Origin of the sequence: Prevotella sp. AGR2160 (assembly GCF_000424185.1) — a bacterium.
Lineage (GTDB): Bacteria > Bacteroidota > Bacteroidia > Bacteroidales > Bacteroidaceae > Prevotella.
Map to the genome: position 1 here is coordinate 86,401 of NZ_AUJK01000004.1, position 21,682 is coordinate 108,082.

A 21,682-nucleotide genomic window follows, 5' to 3' on the forward strand; every position below is an offset into this window, starting at 1 on the left:
TGAGGCTTTATAGTTTCACCGTGACCTTCTTACCGCTGTACTTCACCAGCTTGCCCTTGGGAGTGTTGAGGTCGAGGGCCTTCGGCGCATCAGCACTGACCACGACGATGTTGAAGCGGCGCTTCTGCAGCATACCGTCGAAGGAGCCCTTGCAGTCACTGATCGTCAGCTGACGCGTGCGGTCGTTCCACTGGAAATCGATGGTGGCATACTTGCCCTTCTCGTAGTTGTAGTTGGTGCCCTCATCCTCATAGAGGGTGAACTGGCCATCCCGGCCGGCATAGACATAGAGGTTGATGAGCTCGGCGGGTTTCTCGTCGCTCCACTGCAGCTGCGGACCTAACGGCAGGATAGAGCCCTCGGGAACGAAGACGGGGATCTTCTCCAGCGGCGCGTCGGCCGTAATTGTCTGTCCTCCGGCATAATGCTGACCCGTATAGAAGTCATACCACCCTTTCTGTTTCGGCAGATAGACCTGACGGCTACGGGCCTGGTACTCGCCGACGGGGCATGCCATCAGTGCCGGTCCGAACATCCACTGGTCCTTGATGTCATAGACCTTGTCGTCGCCGTTGAAGTCCATCACGAGGGCACGCATCATCGTATAGTCCTTGAAATGGACGGCACCGTCGAGGGAGTAGAGATACGGCATGAGATGGTAACGGAGGTTGTCGTACCACACGATCGCCTTGTAGGCGGGATGATTCTCCGGCGCGATGTTCCACACCTCACGCAGCGGCCACTGACCGTGGGCGCGGTAGAGGGGGATGAAGCAGCCAAACTCATTCCAGCGGGCCTGCAGCTCGCGCCACTCCTTGAGGTCGGCGTTCTCCACGCCCGTCCGGTCGTATTCCTGCTGGGCCTTCACATAGCGGTCTTCCACGGAGAAGCCGCCCTGGTCCATGCCCCAGAAGGGCAGTCCGGCGATGCAGTAGTTCATGCCGGCCGTCATCTGCGCCCGCATATCCTCCCAACGGGTACCGATGTCGCCGCTCCATGTCGCCGTGGAATAGCGCTGCTCACCGGCAAAACCGCTACGGGTGAGGAGGAACACGCGTTGGTTGGGGTTGACAGAGCGCTGGCCGTTGTAGATAGCGTCGGCATTGACGATGGAGTAAGCATTGAAATATTCCGTCGAAGAGCCCAGGGCGGTAGGACCGCTGAGCGCCTTACGGTACCACATCGGCGTACAGTCGCGCACGTTCGGCTCGGAGGCATCCATCCACCAGGCGTCGATGCCGAACTTATACTTGCTGTACAGATTCTCATCCATCTGATGCCAGAAGAGCTTACGGGCTCCGGCGCTGTAAGCGTCGTAGAAGGAATTCATATAGCCGGGGCCCACCCAGTCGCGGATGGAGTCGGCGATGCTCTGGTGATACATCCAGCCGTGGGCGTCGAGCTCCTGGTAGTTCTTCGTGTTCGGATAGAACTTCGGCCATACGGAGATCATGAAACGGCCGTGCATGGCATGGACACTGTCGAGCATGGCCTGCGGGTTCGGATAGCGGCTCTGCTCAAACTGATGGGAGCCCCACTGGTCATCGGCCCAGTAGTTCCAGTCTTGTACGATATTGTCGATAGGGATCTGACGCTTGCGGAACTCACTGAGCGTCTCCTCTACATCCTTGCTCGTCCTGTAACGCTCACGGCTCTGCCAAAAGCCGAGAGCCCATTTGGGGAACACCTGAGCCTTACCCGTCAGTGTGCGGTAGCCATGAATGATCTCGTCGGCATCCTTACCGGCGATGAAATAATAGTCGAGATCCTTCGCCATCTCACTCCAGATGCTCATCTTCTGCTGCTCGCTGTCGCTCTCGGGCGTAGCCACGCGCAGTCCGCAGTAGGACACGTCGCCGTCGGGCAGCCAGTCGATGAGGAGCTTGGCCTTCTGTCCGGCTTTCAGGTTGACCTCAAACTTGCAGGCATTGGGATTCCAGGCCTGGCGCCAGTGTTCGGGGACGACCTCCTTGCCGTCAATGAACACCTTCGTATAACCGGCGTAATAGAGGTTGAAATGATAGTCGTTGTCGGCCGAGGCCTCGATATAGCCCTCATAGGTGACATGGGCGCCTTTGAGCTTGAAGCCCTGGGGCAGATGACAGACATCGCCGTCACTGTTCTTACGCAGCGGGATGGCGGGGAGACTGACCTCGTAGTTGATACTGTCCTCGGGGCGCACGATCTGCTTGCCGTCCTTGTCGGTATAGGTGCCTGTGAGACTGCCAGGTTTGCCGTCCTTATCATAGAGCTTGAAGACGCGGTTCAGCGGTTGGTTGGCATTGGGGTTGCCGAAGCGGCAGTAGCTGTAGCTATCCCAGAGAATGCCGTAGCCGCGGTTGCTGAGGACGAAGGGCACGCTGACCTTCGTGTTATACTGGTAGAGTTCCTCGTTCTTGCCCTTCATGTTCAGCTCATTGGCCTGGTGCTGACCGAGTCCGTAGAACGCCTCATCACTGCCGTTGTCGAAGAGCAGACGCCACGTCCAGCCATGCTTCTGTGCTTCCGAGAGATGGCTGTCGACACCGATCTCGCGCTCGGGGACGGTGTAGGGCCACAGCTGCTTGCCATTCTCATCCTCGGCGACGATTGACTTGCCGTTCTCGTCATAGAAACGGACACGGCCCGTCTGCTTGTTGACACGGGCGATGACGGCGGTGGTGTTGACACTGACATCGCTGTTGTCCTCTTGGACAGAATATTTAAAGTAGGGTTGTTGCTGGGGCACGATGATCAGGCTCTCCTTCACGGGGAAGGAAGCCTCACGGGTGGCCTCAACACGGATGATCTTCTTACCCACGACCTGCAGGCGTACCCACCGTGGCGCCGTGGCCCCGGGGTTCTGCACCTCGATGGTGATGAAGTTGCCGTTCTGTGTGAAGGAGTCGGCGGAGAGGCCCAGGCTGCTCAGGAGCAGCAGGGCGGTTATTAGTTTTTTGTTGATGTACATATTTATTGAAATGAGTGGTGCAAATGGGTTAGGCTGCGGAACATAATAAATTATGTCCCTACATGGTGACTTTTTCACCTTTATATATGTATAACCCTTTGGGCAGGGAAATATTGTTGAGATTGCTTACCTTTTTTCTGACCACACGGCCCTGGAGGTCATAGACATCCGCGGAGGCGTCGGCGGCTTGGGTGCTGACGTCATGGATCCCCGATGTCGTGGACGGCTCGGGATAGATATTGTCGTAGGACGTTTTGCCGGCAGCATAACCGGTAGTGATGCCGTCGAGGTCATACTGGTCGTAGACGGTACAGGTAGCACGGTCGAAGACCTTCATGGTGTTGTTGGAAGAACTGTTGTTATCCCAAACGAAAGGAATGAAACCGTGGATCATGGCCTGACTCGTGGCGAATTGATACCAATACTGGCGGGAGGCATCATGCTTGGCCTGACTGCCATTGGTGACGGAGGACATGGAGCGGTGGATGGCACCATACTCACCCATGACGACGGGGAAACCGGCATCGACGAATTTCGTCTTGAGGTTCTGCATGGCGGTCTTCAGGTTCTTCTCCATGGAGTTGGCCTTGACGGTATGGTCAGCATCATTACCCGGCGTGTTCGTGCCCCAGTAGTAATACGCCTTGCCCCAGGAAGCGTCACTCTCCATCTGGCAGAACTGATAAGGATCATAGAAATGGAACTCCACCATCAGACGGCCGTCGGCACTGTCGGTGAGCTTTGTGGCATCGAAATAGTTGTAGGTATCGGCACTGTTCACATTCGGTCCCTGTACGACGAGGATACGCTTGGCATTGTTGCCTCCTGTGGCACGGACGGCATCGATGAACACCTGTTCATAGTCGATGAGCCGCGAGGTGAACGTCGTCAGGTCGGAGAGCTTGCTGCCGGAGGCCTCGGGACTCTTGCCGCCGACACCGGGCTCGTTGAGACCGGCGAAGATGACGCGCTCATCATAGTCTTTCAAGGCATTGGCAATATTCGTCCAGAGGAGCCGCAGCTGTTCCTTCTTCGCGGAGACATCAGCACCGGTGGTGAAACCGTCGTATTCGATCCAGCCACCGTCCCAATGGTCGTTGATGACGACATACATATTATCCTTGATGCAGTAGTCGATGATATCCTTCACGCGCTGCATCCAGTCGTTGTCAATGGCCATGGTCGTCTTGTCGGTGATATGTCCCATCACCCAGGCACAGGGTATGCGGACGCTCTTGAAGCCTTTTTCCTTGAGGAGGTCGATGAGGGCCTGCGTCGTCGTGGCGCTCTGCCAGGACGTCTCAGCGGAGAGACCGCCGTTATTGGTGAAATTATTCGCGTTGTTGCCGGCCTCGAGGGTGTTGCCGAGGTTCCATCCCGGTGCCATATAATGGGCGATCTCCGTGGCACTGAGGTCCATGGAGGTGATGCGCGGGTTGTCCTGGGCATTGGCGGTGGCCAGCACACAGGCGAAGAGAAGGGAGAGAGAGATTCGTTTCATAAGTCGTTATGGATTTAGTCACGTTTATTGTTCAGTTGTTCAAAGCGTCGCTGCTGGTCGGCAGAGAGTTTCATCGTGGCAAGCTCATCATGGAGTTCCACAGCCTGACGACCATAGACACTCATGAGCTTCTGCGCCGTACCGTTGGCCATCGCCTCCGGATGGGCGGTCTGCTGCCGTCCCATGCGGTTGAGACTCGTCACGGCAATCTCATACTCATAGAGGAGCTGGTCGATATGGCTCATGCCACGTGTCTCCTCGGCGATCTTGCGGTGATAGCTCTCCTCAGCATAACGGTAGGTCTCACTCTTCCGATAGTTGGAGTCGAGTTCCGCACGTGCCTTGGCGGCGACGATACTGTCGTAATTGGTGTTGACAGCGATACTGTCCTTCTCGGGCAGCCGGCCACCCTGAGGCTTCTGGGTCTCAGAGCAACCGACCGCGAGAAGAGCAGCGATCAAAATGATGAAGTACTTTCTCATATATATGAGTGATTATTCCCAGAAAATACCGAGGACCTTCGCCTTAACGGTGGAGAGGTCAGCAATCTGCTTCTTCAGGTCCTTGATGTCCACGGTGAAGACGGCGGGCGTGCCACCGGCACCGGTTGTCGGATAGATAGAGGCGGTATAGACACCGTCCTTCGTCACCTCCGTACTGCCCTTGCAGTTGAAGTCCCAGTTCTGGCAGCTCAAGTCGCCGGAGGCGAACATGATGCTGGCGCGGCACGGTGTGGTGAGCGTTCCCATTCCCTCAAGGGAGAAGACGACATGGAGAGCATTGCCGACATCGAGGTTGCTGAAGTTGGCGCAGGCGCCCTTCGTGTTCGTCTCACCATAGGCATTGTAGATCTCGATGCGGTAGTCATCCTTGTTACTCTCGAGGTTACCATAGACGAGCTTGCTCTGGTCGATGGTCTGTCCGTCGGTGGTATAACCGGCAGAGAGGTAACTGTCATCATCGACGACGATGGAGTTGATGAAGGCCTTCACGCTGCCGTCATCGAAGAGGCCGGCCTTGCCCTTGAGGTCAATGACGAAGACGTTGACACCCTTGGCCGTCTGCGTGGCCGTGACGGGGATGGTATAGGTGCCGTTACCCTTCACGGTGACGGAAGAGCTCCAGTCCTGTACGCTCCAGGAGCCGTCGGCGAAGCCGATGGTGGCGTTGAACGGCGCGGTACCGTCGGGCAGGCCGACGATGGTGAAGGTGACATACATCTTCTTCGTGAACATGAAGCTCGTGGCGTCGAGACCCGGATTATCCTTCGTGCTGCCATAGGCGTTGTAGATCTCGATGCGGGCATCATCATTATTGTTGCCGAGGACGAGCTTACTGTTGGTGAACGGCACTACCGTCTGGCGGACGGCACGGGCGGAGAGACCGAGGGAGGTCGTGGCGGCTCCGAAGGTCTTACTGCTGACATCGAAGGTATAGGCTCGTGTGGCGTCGTTGCCATCGATACTTCCCGTCCACAGTTCGGCACGAGAGCCCTCACCGTCGACGACGGAGCCATTGCGGACACCGGCCTTCGGGATGAAGATACTGTTGCCATTGGGGCCCGTCACCTTGTATCCGGCGACACCATTCTCCGTGGCATCCTCGATCTGGCATTTCTGCAACAGTTCCTGGACTTCGGAGACGGAGGGCAGACGACCACCGGAGGCAGAGGCGGCACAGATATCGAGGTTACTGCCCGTGATGTCAACGTTGGCATAGCTGCCCGTGGCACTCTCCTGGAGCCCCGTGGGATCACCATAGCTGTAGAGGCCACCCTCCTCTTCCTCCGAGGAGGCACCGATATTCGTCTTGGCCCACTGAACGCTCAGTCCAAGGTCGACGAATTCCGTGGTGAAATCGGCCGTCGTCAGAGAGTCGATGCTACTGTAGATATAGCCATCGTTGAGCTTCATGTAAGCCTTGTAGTAATACTTCGTATTCGGCAGCAGGCCCTTAACCTTCAGGGTGAACGGCGTACCTTTCTGCGCCGTGGCGACATCACTGACGGTGATATCCTTGCCGGCACTGAACGACGTATCGTCCTTGCCTCTGGAGAGGAGCATACCGGCGGAGAGGGTGGCGTCGGAAGGCAGCGTGGTGACGTTGGCCAGCGTGCCCGAGAGAGTGGCCTGGTTCATCGTGATATCCGTGGCCTTGGTGGCGCTCACCGTGGCATCAGTAGTGGTGAACGTCTTCACCTCACCATAGTAGGACACCTTGCCCTGGAGGGTGACGAAGGCGGCATAGTAATACTTCTGGTTTTTCTTCAGTCCCGTCTTCTCCACGGTGAAGGTACCGTCGTCACCGAGGGTGGCGTCGATCTCCTCACCATTCTGGATCTTTGTCGTCATCGTGTCGGTGACGAGTTTGATACCGGCCTTGTAAGCAGAGGTAGACAGTGAGGACAGGTCCGTGATCTTACCGGTGATCGTGGCCGAGACGGCCGTCTGGACGGCATCGCCCGTGATGACGGATGCCGAAGAGACAATTGGCTGGTTGTATATCGTAGGCTCATCATCATCACTGCAGGCCGTGAAGGTCAGTCCACCGGCGAGCAGGAGCGTGGCCATACTGAAAATCTTATATCGGTTCATAGTTATAATCGTTTATTTGTTCAACTTCACCGTATAGACGACGGAGAGGGTCTTGGTGAACTTATACTTATCGGTATACGTCTTCGTATCATTCCAGGGGTTGAGGACATAGATACGAGCCGTCGTAGAGGCATCACCGGTCATCTGCGAGCCGTCACTGTTGCGGTCGAAGATATCCTGGTTGTAGTCTACACCCGTGGAGACACCGTCGACGAGGACATCGTTGAGCGTCAGCGTGGCCTTCGGATAGACGGCCAGGAGGTTCTCGATATCGAAGTAGATACCGTAAGGACTGTCGCAGGAGCCGTTGATGGTAGCCGTATACTGCTTCTCACCATTGGCCTTCAGCTCATCGTCATCGGCGAGATCCACCTCATCGGAGTACTGGAACGCCCAGCCCGTGTCGAAGAGGGCGAGCTTAGCCTTCAGCGGCGTGACATCACCGTAGGTGATAGCCGTGAAGTGATAGCCGAGATACTGATAGGTATCGCCGTTGTCATCCTTCTCCTTGGCGCCGAGCCAGAGGTTGTTGGCCTTGCCCGAGGTGGCGTTGACATCATAGCTCAGGACACGCAGCTGGTTGTCACCGTCGGCGGAGAACTTGATCCAGTTGCCGGAGCCGCCGAGGGCATAACTGCCGAGGCCGTTGCTGAAGGTGTAGACGCCCTTGTCGGAGAGGGTATAGGTACCGCTGACCTTCGTCAGGCCACCGACCTTCACCTTATAACTGTTGTCCTTACTGTTCATGTCGAGAGTGATCTGCGAGGAGGCATCACCGAGCGTCGTCAGTGGACGGACGAAGGCGGGATAGTCGGAGACTTTCGCGTAGCTGTTCTTACGGACGCCGCCGAGGGTGAACCAGTCATACGGCGTGTCGGCATTGAGCACCCAGGTGATGTTCGTGTTCGTCTGTTTCGTCAGGGCATCCTCCCAGCCCGTAGGCAGCGTCGGCTCTGTCGGCACCGTCTCGTGGTAGTTGTCGGCATAGTCCTTACTGACGAAGTTCCAGACATACCAGCACTCACCCTCACCGGAGAGGGCAGGGTCACGCTTGCAGGCGATCATGAGCTGGTTCTCACTGAGGTGGAAGACATAGAAGTTGGACGAGAAACTCTTCGACTTACCATTGGCCCAGGCACCGTGAGCGAACTCCACGCCATTGGCACTGAGACTGTGGCTGTCGGGATCGAAGGCGAAGGTACCGGTCGTTGTGTTGCCGTTCTGGTCCTTCACCGTCAACTTTGCGGCCCCCTGGAGGGAGAAGGTCATCGTCTGCGCAAGGTCGGCATCGGTGATGCCTACGTCGGCATTCGATGCTTCCCACCACGTCTTACCACTGGCATACCAGTTGTTCTTACCCTCATCGGCCTTCATGTCAGAGTAGACGGCCGTAGGATCGAAGCAGGAATAGAAGCCCTGCTTCATGCCGTACTTGCCGTTGTCGGGCACCCAGGTCTTACTGTTGCCGGCGCCGCCGGCGAGATAGGTCCAGTCGTCACCGCTGACGAAGTCGGCACAGAAGGTGTTGATGTCCACCCACGTCGTGTCACTGTAGATCATGCCCTGCGGCGTACGGACACCGAAGACGACGGGATATTTGCCCTGGAAAGCAATCTTCAGATCCACGTTATTTCCCGTGGAATGGCCCGTGCCCACACCGGGATGGCTCCAGAAAGCATCATAGCCACTGAGCTTATTGGTGAGGTGGATGAGATTCGGGTTACTGGCATCAGCCTCAATGGTGAATGCCGTGCCCTCCTGAAGGTCAGCAGACGTCAGGGAGCTGCTGCCCATGGAACCGTCGTCGGGGGTACAGCCTGCTACGAGGAGCACCATGAGGGCGGCGAAGAGGGAGAATATATAATGAGAAATTTTCATGACGAATCAAAATTTAATCATTGTTGGATGTTTACCAGCCCTGGTTCTGCTTGTAGACATTACCCGAGCGTGTGATCTGATCGTTGGGGATCTGGAGGAAGCCGCGCTTCTGGCGGATGTTCTCATCCTTATAGGTAGAGGCGATGGTCGTCTGCGTACGGTTGTTGTAGACGGTGATAGCCGTACCACCGGCAGTACCGTTCGTCGTGGCCTGTCCGAGCTCTGCCTTCACGAAGGCGTCGAGGCCCTGGCGGCGGAGATCGAAGTAGCGGATACCCTCACCCATGAACTCCAGGCGGCGCTCCTGCCAGATCTGTGCCTTCGTGGGCGCTGCCGTGAGGTCGTGCGACGTATTGCCGTAGGCACGCTCGCGGACCATGTTGAAATACTTCATGGCGTTCGGACTGCCAAGCTCGGCGGCCATGAGGAGAACATCGGAGTAGCGCATGAGGATCCAGTTCTGATCCTGGTTCGTCTGCATGTTACCACCGTCGACGGTCGTCTCGGAGGCCGGCATAGAGGTACCGTCCTTGAAGATCAGCGGACAGTATTTCTTATTCACGTAACCCGTATAGTCCATACAGTCGGTAGAGATCTGCGTCTTGTAAGCTCCGATCTGACGGCAGTCGATGATAGAAGCACTATAGCGGCTGTCATCACTGAGGTAGAGGCCTTTGGCATACGGCGTGATCGGACAGGCGCCCCATCCGTTGCCGTAAGGAGCATAGGCCGTGACATTGCGCAGGCCGAAGTTGATGATGAACTTGTTACCATCGATGAGGGAGTTCGTCCAGTTCTGGTCGTTGTTGAACTTCACGACCCAGAGGATCTCATTGCTGGCCTCATCATAGGTAGTCTTGCGGCCCTCAGCGGTTGTCGTCGCTTCCGTGCAGGCGGCCGGCCAGAGGTTCTTGAAGTCAGACTCGAGGGAGTAGTTGCCGGAGGAGATGATATCCTCGCAGTAGCTCAGCGCCTGTGCCTTCGTCAGCTTGCCGGGCATCTCCTTGCCCTCATTGTTGTTGTATACGCCATCATAGAAGAGGTACACGCGGGCGAGCATTCCCTCGGCGGCATATTTCGTGATGCGTCCGAGATTCGTACTCTTGTCGGCGAAAGAACTTGCGGGGATGAGTTTCACGGCATCCTGCAGGTCACTGACGATCTGGGCATAGACAGAGTCTGGCTTGGCCTGCGGCACGATGTCATTCGTTGCCGTGGTGAGCAGCGGCACATTCTCAAAAAGTCTGACGAGGTCGAAATACTCGAGGGCACGGAGCGCCTTGGCCTGGCCTTCCACCTCGTCCTTCGTGGTCTGACTGTTGAAAGTGATGCCGGGGAGCGAGGAGATAAGCTGATTGCAACGATAGATACCTTTATAGTAATCCTCCCAGATACCATTCATGAAACTCACGTCGGAGGAGTTATAGCTCATGTCGAAACGGTCCATGAGACGGTCGGTACGGTCGTCGGGACCGCCACCGCCGAGACAGTCATCACTCATCGTCTCCACAGCCTGGAAGAGTGTAGGCCAGGAGCCGTTGCTGACGGTACGCTGGTAACCGTCGTAGCAGCCCGTGAGGGCATATTCTGCCTGGGTCTGCGTCTTATAGAAAGAGGTGGAGTTCATCTCCGTCTTGGAACTCGTGTCCAGGAAGCTCTCGGAGCAGGCGGTGAGACCGACGGTGGTCATCAGGCCGAGGGCAGCATATAATATTGTCTTGGTTTTCATAATACTGTTCATTTTAGAATTTCAGATTGACACCGACGAGGAAAGTACGGGAATGGGGATAAGTACCGGTATCGATACCGCTGACCCATGCATCCTGGCCGTAACCGACCTCAGGATCCATACCACTGTAGTTGGTGAAGGTATAGAGGTTCTGTACCTGGAAATAGAGTCGGGCCTGACTGATGGCCTTGAGGTTCAACAGGGAGGCGAAGTCATAGCCGAGGGTGATATTGGCAATGCGGAGGAAGTCGCCGTCCTCGAGATAGAGGTCGGAGAAGTCGGTCCAGCTAATATCGCCGTTGACGAGACGCGGGATGCTGTTGGAGGTTCCCTCACCGGTCCAGCGGCTGAGGAACTTCGTGGTATAGTTGCTCAGATCGGCATTACCCCAGTTGCGGTAACCGCCATTGGCGACCTTGAAGCCTGCCATACCCGTCCATACCATGGAGAAGTCGAAATGCTTATAGGAACAGCCGACATTGAAGCCGAAGTTCCACTTCGGGATACCATTACCGAGATCCACCTTATCATTATCATCGATGACACCATCGTGGTTCTGGTCGACAAAGATGGCATCGCCGGGCTGCGTGCCACTCTTGATACCATTGCCAGCAGCGATCCAGTCATTGATCTGCTGCTGGTTCTGGAAGACGCCGGCCGTCTGATAGCCCCAGAAATAACCCATGGCATGTCCGTTGGAGATACGGTAGAACTCATGCTGGTTGTTGAACATCACATTGGTGGAACCGTGGATGATACCGTCGACGGTGGCGACATTGCCCACCTTATTCTTATTATAGGCGAAGTTAGCACCGAGATTATATTTGAAGGCCTTGCCGATATGGTCATTCCAGGTGAAGTTGACCTCAATACCCTTATTCTCTACATCACCACCATTGATATACGGTGCGTCGGCACCGGCAGTAGCGATGACGGGAGCCTGGACAATCCAGTCCTTCGTCTTCTTATAGTACCAGTCGAAGTTTACGCCGAGGCGGCTCTGGAGGAAGCGGGCATCGAAACCGAGGTCGGTCTGCTCAGAAGTCTCCCATTTCAGATTGTCATTACCGAGGCGGTAGGCATAGGCACCATTGGTGTTCTTGTCCGTTCCCTTGCCCGTACCGAAGTTGTAACCGGCACCACTGAGGGTGACGGGGGCAGCATAGAGGTAGTCGCCGATGGCGTTGTTACCGACCTGTCCCCAGCTGGCACGGATCTTCAGGAAGTCCATATACTTATTGATGCCCTGCATCCATTTCTCATTGGTGATGACCCAGCCGGCACTGACGGAGGGGAACCAGCCCCAGCGGTGGTTCTCAGCGAAGCGGGAGGAGCCGTCGGCACGCAGCGTGGCATTGAGCATATAAGTGTCTTTCCAGTTCCATCCGATACGTCCGAAGTAGGACACGCGGCGGTAGTCATTGCTCGGATAGCCATAGAGGCCACCGGCATTGAGATCGACGGCATTGCTCAGATAGGCATGGGCCCAGTCGTTGTAGATATCCATCAGTGTGTTGTTACCACTGAGGTTGTCACCCTGGAAGCGCTCTGCCTCCATACCGAGCATGGTGTTGAACTCATGGTCCTTGATCTTCCAGTTGTAGGAAGCGGTATTCGTCCACGTCAGCGTCCAGCCCTTATACATACTCTGGCTCACGGAGGGGCTGAGCTGCGAGGAGTTCGTCGTAGCGGTATAGGCCGGCGTATAGCTGCGGTAGCTGCTGCTATTGTGGTTGAAACCGAGCTGCGTGCGGATCTTCAGGTTCTTGATGGGCTGCAGTTCGGCGAAGACATTGGCGACCCAGTTCTGGTTGTCACTCTTGTTATGGTTCCGGTAGAGGGCAGCCACAGGGTTGTAGTCATACTGATACCAGTCGGAGGCGATGGAATAGGAATAGCCGTTGTTGAGGTCAGCACGGCCGTCGTTCTGCAGGTAGACGGGGAGGAGCGGCGTGGCGCCATAGGCACCGCGGAGGGTGTTGTTGTACATATTACCCGTTCCGATACCCTTCTGGTCGACATAGGCGAGACTGACATTCTCACCGATAGTCAATAGATTCTTGTAGAGTTTTTGCTGAAGATTGGCGCGGAAGTTATAACGCTCGTAGTTGGAGGCATCCTTGCCGCCGACGATACCCTCCTGGCTGTAGTAGCCCAGGGAGATGGCATAAGTGGCATCTTTCGAGCCGCCGTTGACGCCGATGGTATAGCTCTGCTGCTTGGCGTTATCCTTGAACATCTCATCCATCCAGTTGGTGTCGTTGAGCGTCTTGCCCGTAATATTACCGTCAGCATCATATTGATAGGTATAGATACTGCTATACTTGCTCCAGTCGATGGCACCGGCGCCAGAGTTCTGACTCTGCTCGTCCATGAGGGTCATATACTCCTGGGCGTTACACATATTAATCTTATGTGCGGCACTCTGCCAGCCCATATAACCGTCGAAAGTAACCTGGGCCTTGCCGGCACTACCCGACCGCGTCGTCACAAGGACGACACCGTTGGCAGCCTGGGCGCCGTAGATAGCGGCGGAGGCGGCATCCTTCAGCACGTCGATACTCTCGATATCACTCGGGTTGATATTCGAGATATCCACACCGGCGATACCATCGACGACATAGAGCGGGGAGTTGCTGATATTCGAGCCCTGACCACGGATGATGACCTTCATGCCACTGCCCGGCTGACCGGACTCAGAGATGATGTTCACACCCGGCGTCTGACCCTGCATGGCCTGGAGGGCATTGTTGGTGTTGAGTTTGGCGACATCCTCACCTTTCAACTGTGTCGTAGCACCGGTGACGAGTTTCTTCTTCTGTACACCGTAACCGATGACGACGACATCATTGAGGCTGTTGGCCTCCTCTTTCATCGAGACTTTCACGACATCACCGTTGACACGCACCTTCTGGTCCACGAAACCGACGTAGGAGATGGTGAGCGTCTGACCGTTGTTGACATCAATGGTGAAGTTACCGTCGAGGTCCGTGATGGCGGCAGCCTGAGAGCCGACGACCTTCACGCTGGCACCGATGAGTGGTTCACCATCCGTGGCGGAAATCACCGTTCCCTTCACGATCTTTGCGGAGAGCGTCGCTTCCGGCAACGCTCCTATGGCCGGGAATAACAGGAATCCTGTCAGGGCCACTTTGCTAAGAATTGATTTACCCATAATGTGGTTTTTAGTTTGTATGATAATGTAGTTGTTAGTTTCCGTCGATATCTGATCATCGACGTTGCAAAGTTAGGCATTATGGGTGAAAAAAGGTGGTATAGATGTTTACAGTTAGTGGTACAAATGTTTCAAAATGGGATTTGCAGGGTACGGCCACAAGGGCCGCACCCTACTATTGGATCTTAAGGATTTTGTGGACTTGTAATGACAGTTGCCATTGGGGATGTTGCTGTACATACGCGATGGCACCACGGAGGTTCGATTCTGTTGTGGCGGCATCACCGGTATCACAGGGCTGTACGTAACGGTAACGACAGTCGAGGCCATAGTCACTGATCGCATGGATACCATCATACACGACCTTGACCTCATCACAACGGGTAATCTTCAACGCCCCGTTAGCCACGAAGGCGGTCTTCGGACTACAGGTGATCCAGTCGATACCCGCGGGGACGGGATGTGTGCCGTTCGTCTCCACCGTCATATAGTAGCCACGGGCCTTCAGCTTTGCCACGAGGGAGTCCGTAAGTTGCAGCGTCGGTTCTCCTCCCGTAAAGACAATGAACTTACACTGCGGCCACTGACCGACGGCATCGATGATCTCCTCCTCCGTCATCTCCCGGTAACGGGAGAAATCGGTATCACAAAACGGACAACGGAGGTTACAGCCGGAAAATCTGACGAAGATCGCCGCTCTCCCCGTCCACCGTCCTTCGCCCTGAAGGGAATAAAAAAGTTCGTTTACTCGCATTACATCACTAAATTTTCCACCCCTTTGATTTTCTCCTCATCGACACACTGGGCAACATTACCGTCACTCTCCTGGACGACGGCCTTGTAACACTGAGGGAACTGGCTGACGATCCATCGGGCGATATTCTCCGCTGTGGGGTTGAACGGAAGGAGGTCGTTGAGGTTGCCATGGTCGAGATAACCATGGATCTTATGCTTGATCTCCGAGAAGTCGTACACCATCCCGTCGGCATTCAACTCACGGCTCATCAGAAAGACACGTACATGCCAGTTATGCCCATGCAGCCGGCTGCATTTGCTGGCATAGGAGAGCTTCAACTGATGGGCAGCAGAGATCTCCATCGTTTTTGATACAGAATATACCATTATCCAAATATAAAGTTCAACACAAACAATGCCGACAAGACCCAAAGGGTGGCGTTGAGCTGGCGGATCTGTCCCGTACAGGCTTTCAGGATGACATAACTGAGGATGCCGAGACAGATACCATCGGCGATGGAATAGCAGAGTACCATCGTAATCATCGTGATGAATGCCGGGAAGGCCTCACTGACATTGCTCAGATCGAGGCGTTTCACATTGTCGAGCATCAGCACGCCCACGAGGACGAGGGCACCACTCGTCGCCGCACCGGGGATGAGGAGGAAGAGGGGACTGAGGAAGAGGGAGATGACGAACATCATCGCCACGGTGAACGAGGTCAGTCCACTGCGGCCTCCCTCGGCGATGCCAGAGGCACTCTCGATATACGTTGTGATCGTACTAGACCCGAGGAAGGCACCGCACGTCGTGCCGATAGCATCACTGAGCATGGCCTCACGGATATGGGGGATCGTACCGTCGGGGCGTACGATATTCGTCTTATACGACAGTCCGATGAGGGTACCTACGGTATCGAAGATATTCACGAGCAACAACGAGATGACGACCATCACCGTCTTCATCGATAACAGTCCCGTGAAGTCGAACTTACAGAACACGGGGCTGATATCCTGGGGCAGTGACACGGGAATCCAGTGGTCGGGAAAGACGGTGACACCCATGGGGATACCAATGATCGTCGTCAGAAGGATACCGATGAACAGTGCTCCCTTGACGCCACGGGCCATGAGGACACCACTGAGGATGATGCCGATGATACCGAGGATAGAGGTCGCCGTGAAGGTCCCCAGACCGACGAAAGTGGTGGGATTGGCCACGATGATCTGCGCGTTCTTCAGTCCGATGAAGGCAATGAACATACCGATGCCGACGGAGATGGAATAGCGCAGGTTCGTCGGGATGGCGTTGAGGATCATCTCACGGATATTCAGAAACGTGATAAGGAGGAAGACGACACCCTCGATGAGCATGATGGCCAGCGCCTGCTGCCAGTGATAGCCCATGGCCTGACAGAGCGTGAAGGCGAAGAAGGCGTTCAGACCCATGCTCGGTGCCTGGGCAAACGGCAGCTTCGCCATCAAGGCCAGCAACAGTGTCGCGATGGCTGTGGCTACTGCCGTAGAGGTGAACAGGGCACCCTTGTCCATCCCCGTGGCACTGAGCACGGCGGGGTTGACGGCAAGGACATAGCACATCGTAAAAAAAGTAGTCAGTCCGGCCACGACTTCCGTGCGGACTGACATCGTATGGGCATCAAAGCCGAAGAGTCTCTGTAAAGTATTCAATGTTATTTCTCCTAAATGATTTTCTTCATTTCTATTTTTCCGCTGCAAAGTTATGGATATTTTCCCGAAAAAACAAATAAAACCGTGGTGGATTTAATCAAAGAAATGGTAGGTGGCCGCCATGTTGCGGCCACGCAACCACAATGGGAGCGGAACATGATGAATCATGTCCCTACATTTACTTCTTTACTTTTTTACTTCTTTACTTTTATTAGAATCCTATCTTCGCCTCCACGCCGATGACGGAGCGGGTACCGCCGATGAATGTCGGGAAACCGATATTGCGGCCGGAGTTGCCGGCATCGACGATATACTTCTCGTCGAAGATATTCTTACCGAACATGCCGATCTCATAGTATACCTTCTTCGGCTGAGAGCGCCAGCCGAGGTTGACGTTGCAGATGCCGTAGCCCTTCTGTGTCAGGTCGTACGTTCCATAAGCTGTCACAGCAGGCTTATTGTCATCCTCGAAATATACCTTTGACTTATAAGTATAGGTCGGACGGAAGAAGATCGTACCCGTCTTGGCCACGGGAATCTCCACGTCGGCACCGAGGGTAAAACTATTCTTCGGTGTCAGACGGAAACGGTTACCGGCATACTCCTGCTTGTTGCCGTTCTCGTCCTTGTCGTTGAACTTCCCGTCAATATAACTGTAGTTGCCGAAAAGCACGAGTTCATTGATCGGTGACCACGTCAGCGAGGCCTCAACACCGAAACTGTGGGCGCGGCCGGCATCGGAGGCGATATACAGACTCTGGGTCTGGTCGAAGCGGTTCGTCTGGAAGTGATACCAGTCATAATAGTATACGCTGAGGTCATAACGCAGATGGTTGTTGAATAAAAGTCCTTTCAGACCTGCCTCATAACTGTAGATGATCTCCGGCTTCAGCGTCGACAGTTTCTCAGGACTGTTGTTGAAATACAGCACACCGGGACGACGGCCACGGGAGAAACTCAGGTAGGCATTGTTCCGGCCGAAGAGATAGTTAAGGACGGCACGGCCGACCCAGCTCCAGTAACTCTTCGACGCACTGAACTTCTCCGACGGCGTATAGATCACATGACCACCATTGGAAGCGAGGGCCACGGCGAGGAAGCTGTTGTCGTCATCTACAGAGGAGTAACTGCTCTTCTGGTGCTCATAGGTACCGCGCAGGCCGAGGGTGAAGTTCAGACCCTTGTAGATCTTCCACGTACCATCAGCATAGATCTCGGCGGCATTCGTGGTGTTGTAGTTCTTTCCTTCCTCTGAATAGTCGCCGAGGGGCTGTGCGGAGAGGCCCTTGATCATAGCGCCGTAGGTCTTGCCCTGATCTCCCATGGAAGCGAGATACTGGTCGAGGGTGACGCCCTTCATACCCAGGAGGGCACCAAACTGCTGGAACATCGTGTTCAGATCACCGTAGAAATCAGGGGTGGCATCCTGGGTGCCGTCCTTCGGGAACCACTTGTCCATGAGCTGCTGCTCGGCGGCGTCAAACTGTGCGACGACAGTGCTCTGCATGGCAGCCGGCACCTTACCCATAATCGTGGACTTCACCGTGGAGAAGAGGCCGGAGAACGTACTCTTGAGCTTCGACTTCATCATCACGGGATAGAGATATTTCAAATCACTGTGGAGCCGTACATCCTGGGAGTTGTCCTCGAAGAAATAGCTCAGTCCGGCAAAACCACTGAAGTTACGGCGGTTGTCATAGTTCAGACGGAACTCCTGGGAGAACTGTGTTCCTTTGGCCTTTTCTTGGGCATTGAGGAGCGGCAGATAGGTACCGTCGGCATCAAACTTCTCATCGGAGTTGAAGGCACGGAAGCCCGTGATCGAACTCAGTTTCCAGTAGTCGTTGAAGTTATGATCGATGAGCAACGTACCGCCCCCGACATTCCGGTGGATATAGAGGCCTTTGCCCATATCAAGGTTTGCGGGGTCATTAGGATCCTGCGTCACACCGAAATCAGGAAACTCCGTACGGAACGACGTGCCGGGGTAGTTGTCATGCTGATAGTCGAGGATGAAGTTGACGGAGGTGTTTTCACTCCACCAGGCGGTAGAGTTACGGAAGGCGAACGCTTCCTTACCATTCAGTCGGCCACCGGCGATATTCTTGATGAAGCCGTCATGACCGTCATAGTCGAAGGCGAAACGGTTGGCGAGTTTGCCCTTGACGATCGGCGTATTAATGAAGCCTGTCACCTGTCGTGTGTTGTAAGCGCCATAACGGGCGGAGAGCTCACCACTGAGGTTGTCCTTGGCCTTATTACGGATGAGCGAAATACCACCAATCTCAGCACCACGGCCAAAGAGGGTGCCCTGGGGACCTTTCACGACCTCCACACGCTCCATGTCGAAGAGCTCACTGACACTGGCGCGGGAGCGTGATGTCGACACGCCGTCGGTGAACACGGAGACACGGGGCTGACTCGTCGACTCGCCATCATCGGAGGTGACACCACGGATGACATATCCGGGGTTGTTCGGGCTCTGCAACTGGATCTGCACGCCCGGCGTCATCGTCGCCATCTCGTCCATCTGTGTCATACCGAGTTTACCGAGGATACTACCCGTCACGGCACTCACAGAGATCGGCACGTCGACGGCACTCTGCTGCCGTTTCTGCGTCGTCACGACGACTTCCCCAAGGACATGCGTGTCTTTCTGCATGTCGTGTTCTTCACCAGGACGGGCGACAGCAGCACTGTCACTCTTCGTCTCCACTTTCGAATGTCCTTCCTCGGCATACGCACCGGAAGGAAGGCTCAACGCTGACGCGAGGCATACCCCCATCAGCATATTTTGTGTTGTCTTCATAAAGTATCTGCGTTTTTTTAATTCTTAACTTCGGAGCATGATGAATCATGTCCCTACGTTTAATTTTTTACTTCTTTACTTTTTTACTTTTACATCGTTGTCTTTCGGCGGGAAGTCTGTCGTCAGTGATGTGGCGATAGCATCGACGAGCTTTGCCTTATCGGGAGCCAGGAGGCTGACGGCATCGATGACACGCTGCTTCTTCTGCAGGAACGTGCTGTCGGGATGCTCGTCACCATAGAGGTCGATGATATAAGCCTCGCCGAGCATCTCACCGATGGCCTTTCGGGCTGGCTCCGGCGTAGCGGCGGGGAGGTAGTTGTTGACCATCTTCTCTACGGAGAGAATGGCGAAATGCTTGCTCTTCTCCGTCATACTGATCCCCTGGCGAGCCAGAGAGGCGATCTGTGTGAGGTGATGGGTATGGATATCGAGGGAGTCATTGCCGACAGTAATGATACGATAGGGATGAGGATAGCTCACCGTGGAACCAGTCTCGACATCGACGAGTCCGCCACGTTGCGCAATATCCTGGGAATGGAGATGTCCCGTGAAGATAATATGAACGCCAAGACTGTCGAGCATCTCCCCCACCCGCTCGTAGTCGTTGACGAGATATTCCGAGAGGACCTTGCCCTCGAGGGAGAAATGAGGCACAACACCGTGGTGCATCATTGCGATGACCTGACAGCCGGCCTTCTTGGCAGCCGCTACCTGCTGCTTCAGCCATGTCACCGTTTCCGGCTTCAGACGGCCACTGGTGACACAGAGGTCCTTCTCGTAATCGTTGTCCTCATAGCGACAGGCATCGAGGGCCAGGAGACGGAGACCAGGCTGCAGTTGGGCGACATAGCTCAACGACCAGGGATCACGGCTCAGCGCCTGACCATAGCCGCAGTCCTGATAGATCGAGGCGAACTGTGCAGGTGTGACGGTCTTCGTACGCTCTGTCTTATCGCCACGGAAAATCACGGCATGGGGATTGTTGACATCATGGTTGCCGGGAACGACGAAGACCTTGATGCCGGCCTTGAGAAACTTGCTGAGATAATGCTTGCGCAACAGCTCATGGGACACCTGCTCGCCATCCTTCGTGAGGTCACCACAGATAAAAACCACCTGAGGATGTTCCCGGAGCACACGCGCCGTGATACTGTCGAGGATCTCGGGACTCTCCTTCAACAGTTTTCTATCTCCGTCGAGATAAGTCTGAAAGGCCGCGCCGTCCTCCACAAGAAGTTGCGGGGACATCAAATGGACATCGGACAATACTGCCAGTTTCCATGGCTTGGCGGCAAAAATCGTCTGGGCTCCCGTCAACAAGCAGGCCAGACAACATAAAATGCGAATGATTCGTTTTCTCATTACCTTTTCGATTCTTTTTTTAAGTTGGTCGCAAAGGTCGTGAGAAAGTGTTACAACAGGGTTAAGGGAATATGAAAATAGGGTGTAAACAAAAACTAATGCTTTTGTTGAAAAAATAAGATGAGGTTTTTGTCTAAGAAAAAGACAGGGCAACGGATATGTGTTATCTGTTACTCTGTCCTTATATTAAACACCCCATCGGTGCGGAACATGATGAATCATGTCCCTACTGGATGTACTTCCGTCCGTTCTTGATCACGACACCCTTATAATCACGGCCGACGCGCTGACCGGCGAGGTTATAGACGGGAGCGTTGACATTGTCCTCACGGCGGAAGACCGTAGCGATGGACGTGGCGGTAGTACGGTCGGCATTCTGAGCCTTGGCACTCGTACCGTCATAACTACCATCATAATTGTCGACAAGCACATAAGTCGGCGTGTTCAAGCCATAGTCGCCTTTGTCGGAGCCGTCGAAAGCAAACGTGATGCTCTTGACCTCTCCCAGAGCGCTGAGATCAAACCAGGTCCAGTCCTTCAGATAGTAATGGGCAGCCTCATCAGTAGAACGGTAGTCAGCGAGATAGAACGAGAGCGTATCGACAGAGTCGTCAGCTTTCGTACCGATGACGTCAAGGCGCAGCCAAGAGCCTGTAGTGAAGGCCTTTGCGTAGTTATCACCCTTGAGAATGCTATTCTGTACATAGGTATTGACGGCGCCGTAGAAACCGGAGATCGTCTGTGCGCTGCCGTCCTTGGCGGTGATGCTGGAGGCGGTACCATAGGAGGGATAGTAGACGGCAAAGTTATTGGAGCCGTCATAGCCGTGGTCTACACAACTGTTATAGGCGGTGGTGTAATCGACGAAATTAGTCGCTTTCTTTCCCGACACAATGAAGCCGGACTTGGTGCCCCAGCTGCTGTCGTAGGAATAGTCGAACACGAAGTTACCAGAGGTGAAGGAACTTCCGGACGTGACGTCGAGGAGCGTGTCCGTACCGAGCGTGACATCCTCGAAAGTTGCGGTGTTGTCATCGGCGGCATGAGCGCCGAGGGCGAAGGCTGCGAAGGCAGCCATGAAAAGTAGAGATTTCTTCATGATGAATAGGCCTACCCCATATCCCTTTGCAGGGGCCGTCCCTTGTGGCGGCCCGTCGGCGGTACGCCGAATGATCCACAAGAGAGGAGGTAAGAATGCCGTACCGGCATCGGGCCGCCACAAGGGACGGCCCCTGCAAAGGGATTAGGGATCAGCGTT

At 54.9% G+C, this 21,682-nt stretch carries 13 protein-coding genes; all 13 read right to left on the reverse strand.

Annotated elements, in window-relative coordinates; translation table 11 throughout:
• Positions 1-7 precede the first annotated feature (7 nt).
• The 13 genes from G604_RS0104245 to G604_RS14680 all read right to left on the reverse strand — a co-directional run bounded on the left by G604_RS0104245 (position 8) and on the right by G604_RS14680 (position 21,523).
• A complete protein-coding gene (locus G604_RS0104245) occupies positions 8-2,950 on the reverse strand; it encodes a TIM-barrel domain-containing protein (RefSeq protein WP_028909473.1) in 2,943 nt (980 codons plus the stop codon).
• A gap of 58 nt (positions 2,951-3,008) precedes the next feature.
• Positions 3,009-4,451: a cellulase family glycosylhydrolase gene (locus G604_RS13485; RefSeq protein WP_051220213.1), complete on the reverse strand. Its 1,443-nt coding sequence runs from the start codon at positions 4,449-4,451 to the stop codon at positions 3,009-3,011.
• Positions 4,452-4,465: 14 nt separating this feature from the next.
• A complete protein-coding gene (locus G604_RS0104255) occupies positions 4,466-4,933 on the reverse strand; it encodes a hypothetical protein (protein ID WP_028909474.1) in 468 nt (155 codons plus the stop codon).
• A 12-nt stretch (positions 4,934-4,945) separates the two neighbouring features.
• Positions 4,946-7,045 (reverse strand): hypothetical protein, encoded by a 2,100-nt coding sequence (locus tag G604_RS14670; protein ID WP_051220214.1) that lies wholly within the window; start codon positions 7,043-7,045, stop codon positions 4,946-4,948.
• 12 nt (positions 7,046-7,057) lie between these two features.
• Positions 7,058-8,923: a hypothetical protein gene (locus G604_RS0104265; protein WP_028909476.1), complete on the reverse strand. Its 1,866-nt coding sequence runs from the start codon at positions 8,921-8,923 to the stop codon at positions 7,058-7,060.
• Between the two features lie 31 nt (positions 8,924-8,954).
• Complete coding sequence (locus tag G604_RS0104270) at positions 8,955-10,652, reverse strand: RagB/SusD family nutrient uptake outer membrane protein (RefSeq protein WP_028909477.1); 1,698 nt, start codon at positions 10,650-10,652, stop codon at positions 8,955-8,957.
• A gap of 13 nt (positions 10,653-10,665) precedes the next feature.
• Positions 10,666-13,827, reverse strand: coding sequence for a SusC/RagA family TonB-linked outer membrane protein (locus tag G604_RS0104275; protein WP_028909478.1), 3,162 nt, complete (start codon positions 13,825-13,827; stop codon positions 10,666-10,668).
• A 175-nt stretch (positions 13,828-14,002) separates the two neighbouring features.
• A complete protein-coding gene (locus tag G604_RS0104280; RefSeq protein ID WP_028909479.1) occupies positions 14,003-14,581 on the reverse strand; it encodes a 7-carboxy-7-deazaguanine synthase QueE in 579 nt (192 codons plus the stop codon).
• Complete coding sequence (locus G604_RS0104285; protein WP_028909480.1) at positions 14,581-14,925, reverse strand: 6-carboxytetrahydropterin synthase; 345 nt, start codon at positions 14,923-14,925, stop codon at positions 14,581-14,583. The genes G604_RS0104280 and G604_RS0104285 overlap by 1 nt, the downstream gene beginning before the upstream one ends.
• 23 nt (positions 14,926-14,948) lie before the next feature.
• On the reverse strand, positions 14,949-16,208 hold the full coding sequence (locus G604_RS0104290; RefSeq protein WP_051220228.1) for an NCS2 family permease: 1,260 nt from the start codon (positions 16,206-16,208) through the stop codon (positions 14,949-14,951).
• 253 nt (positions 16,209-16,461) lie between these two features.
• The gene (locus tag G604_RS14675; protein WP_081657647.1) at positions 16,462-19,059 is read right to left on the reverse strand and encodes a TonB-dependent receptor; all 2,598 of its coding nucleotides are present in this window, start codon (positions 19,057-19,059) and stop codon (positions 16,462-16,464) included.
• A 75-nt stretch (positions 19,060-19,134) separates the two neighbouring features.
• On the reverse strand, positions 19,135-20,424 hold the full coding sequence (locus G604_RS13500) for a metallophosphoesterase family protein (RefSeq protein WP_081657648.1): 1,290 nt from the start codon (positions 20,422-20,424) through the stop codon (positions 19,135-19,137).
• A gap of 226 nt (positions 20,425-20,650) precedes the next feature.
• Positions 20,651-21,523 (reverse strand): DUF4465 domain-containing protein, encoded by an 873-nt coding sequence (locus G604_RS14680; RefSeq protein ID WP_081657649.1) that lies wholly within the window; start codon positions 21,521-21,523, stop codon positions 20,651-20,653.
• Between the last annotated feature and the right edge of the window lie 159 nt (positions 21,524-21,682).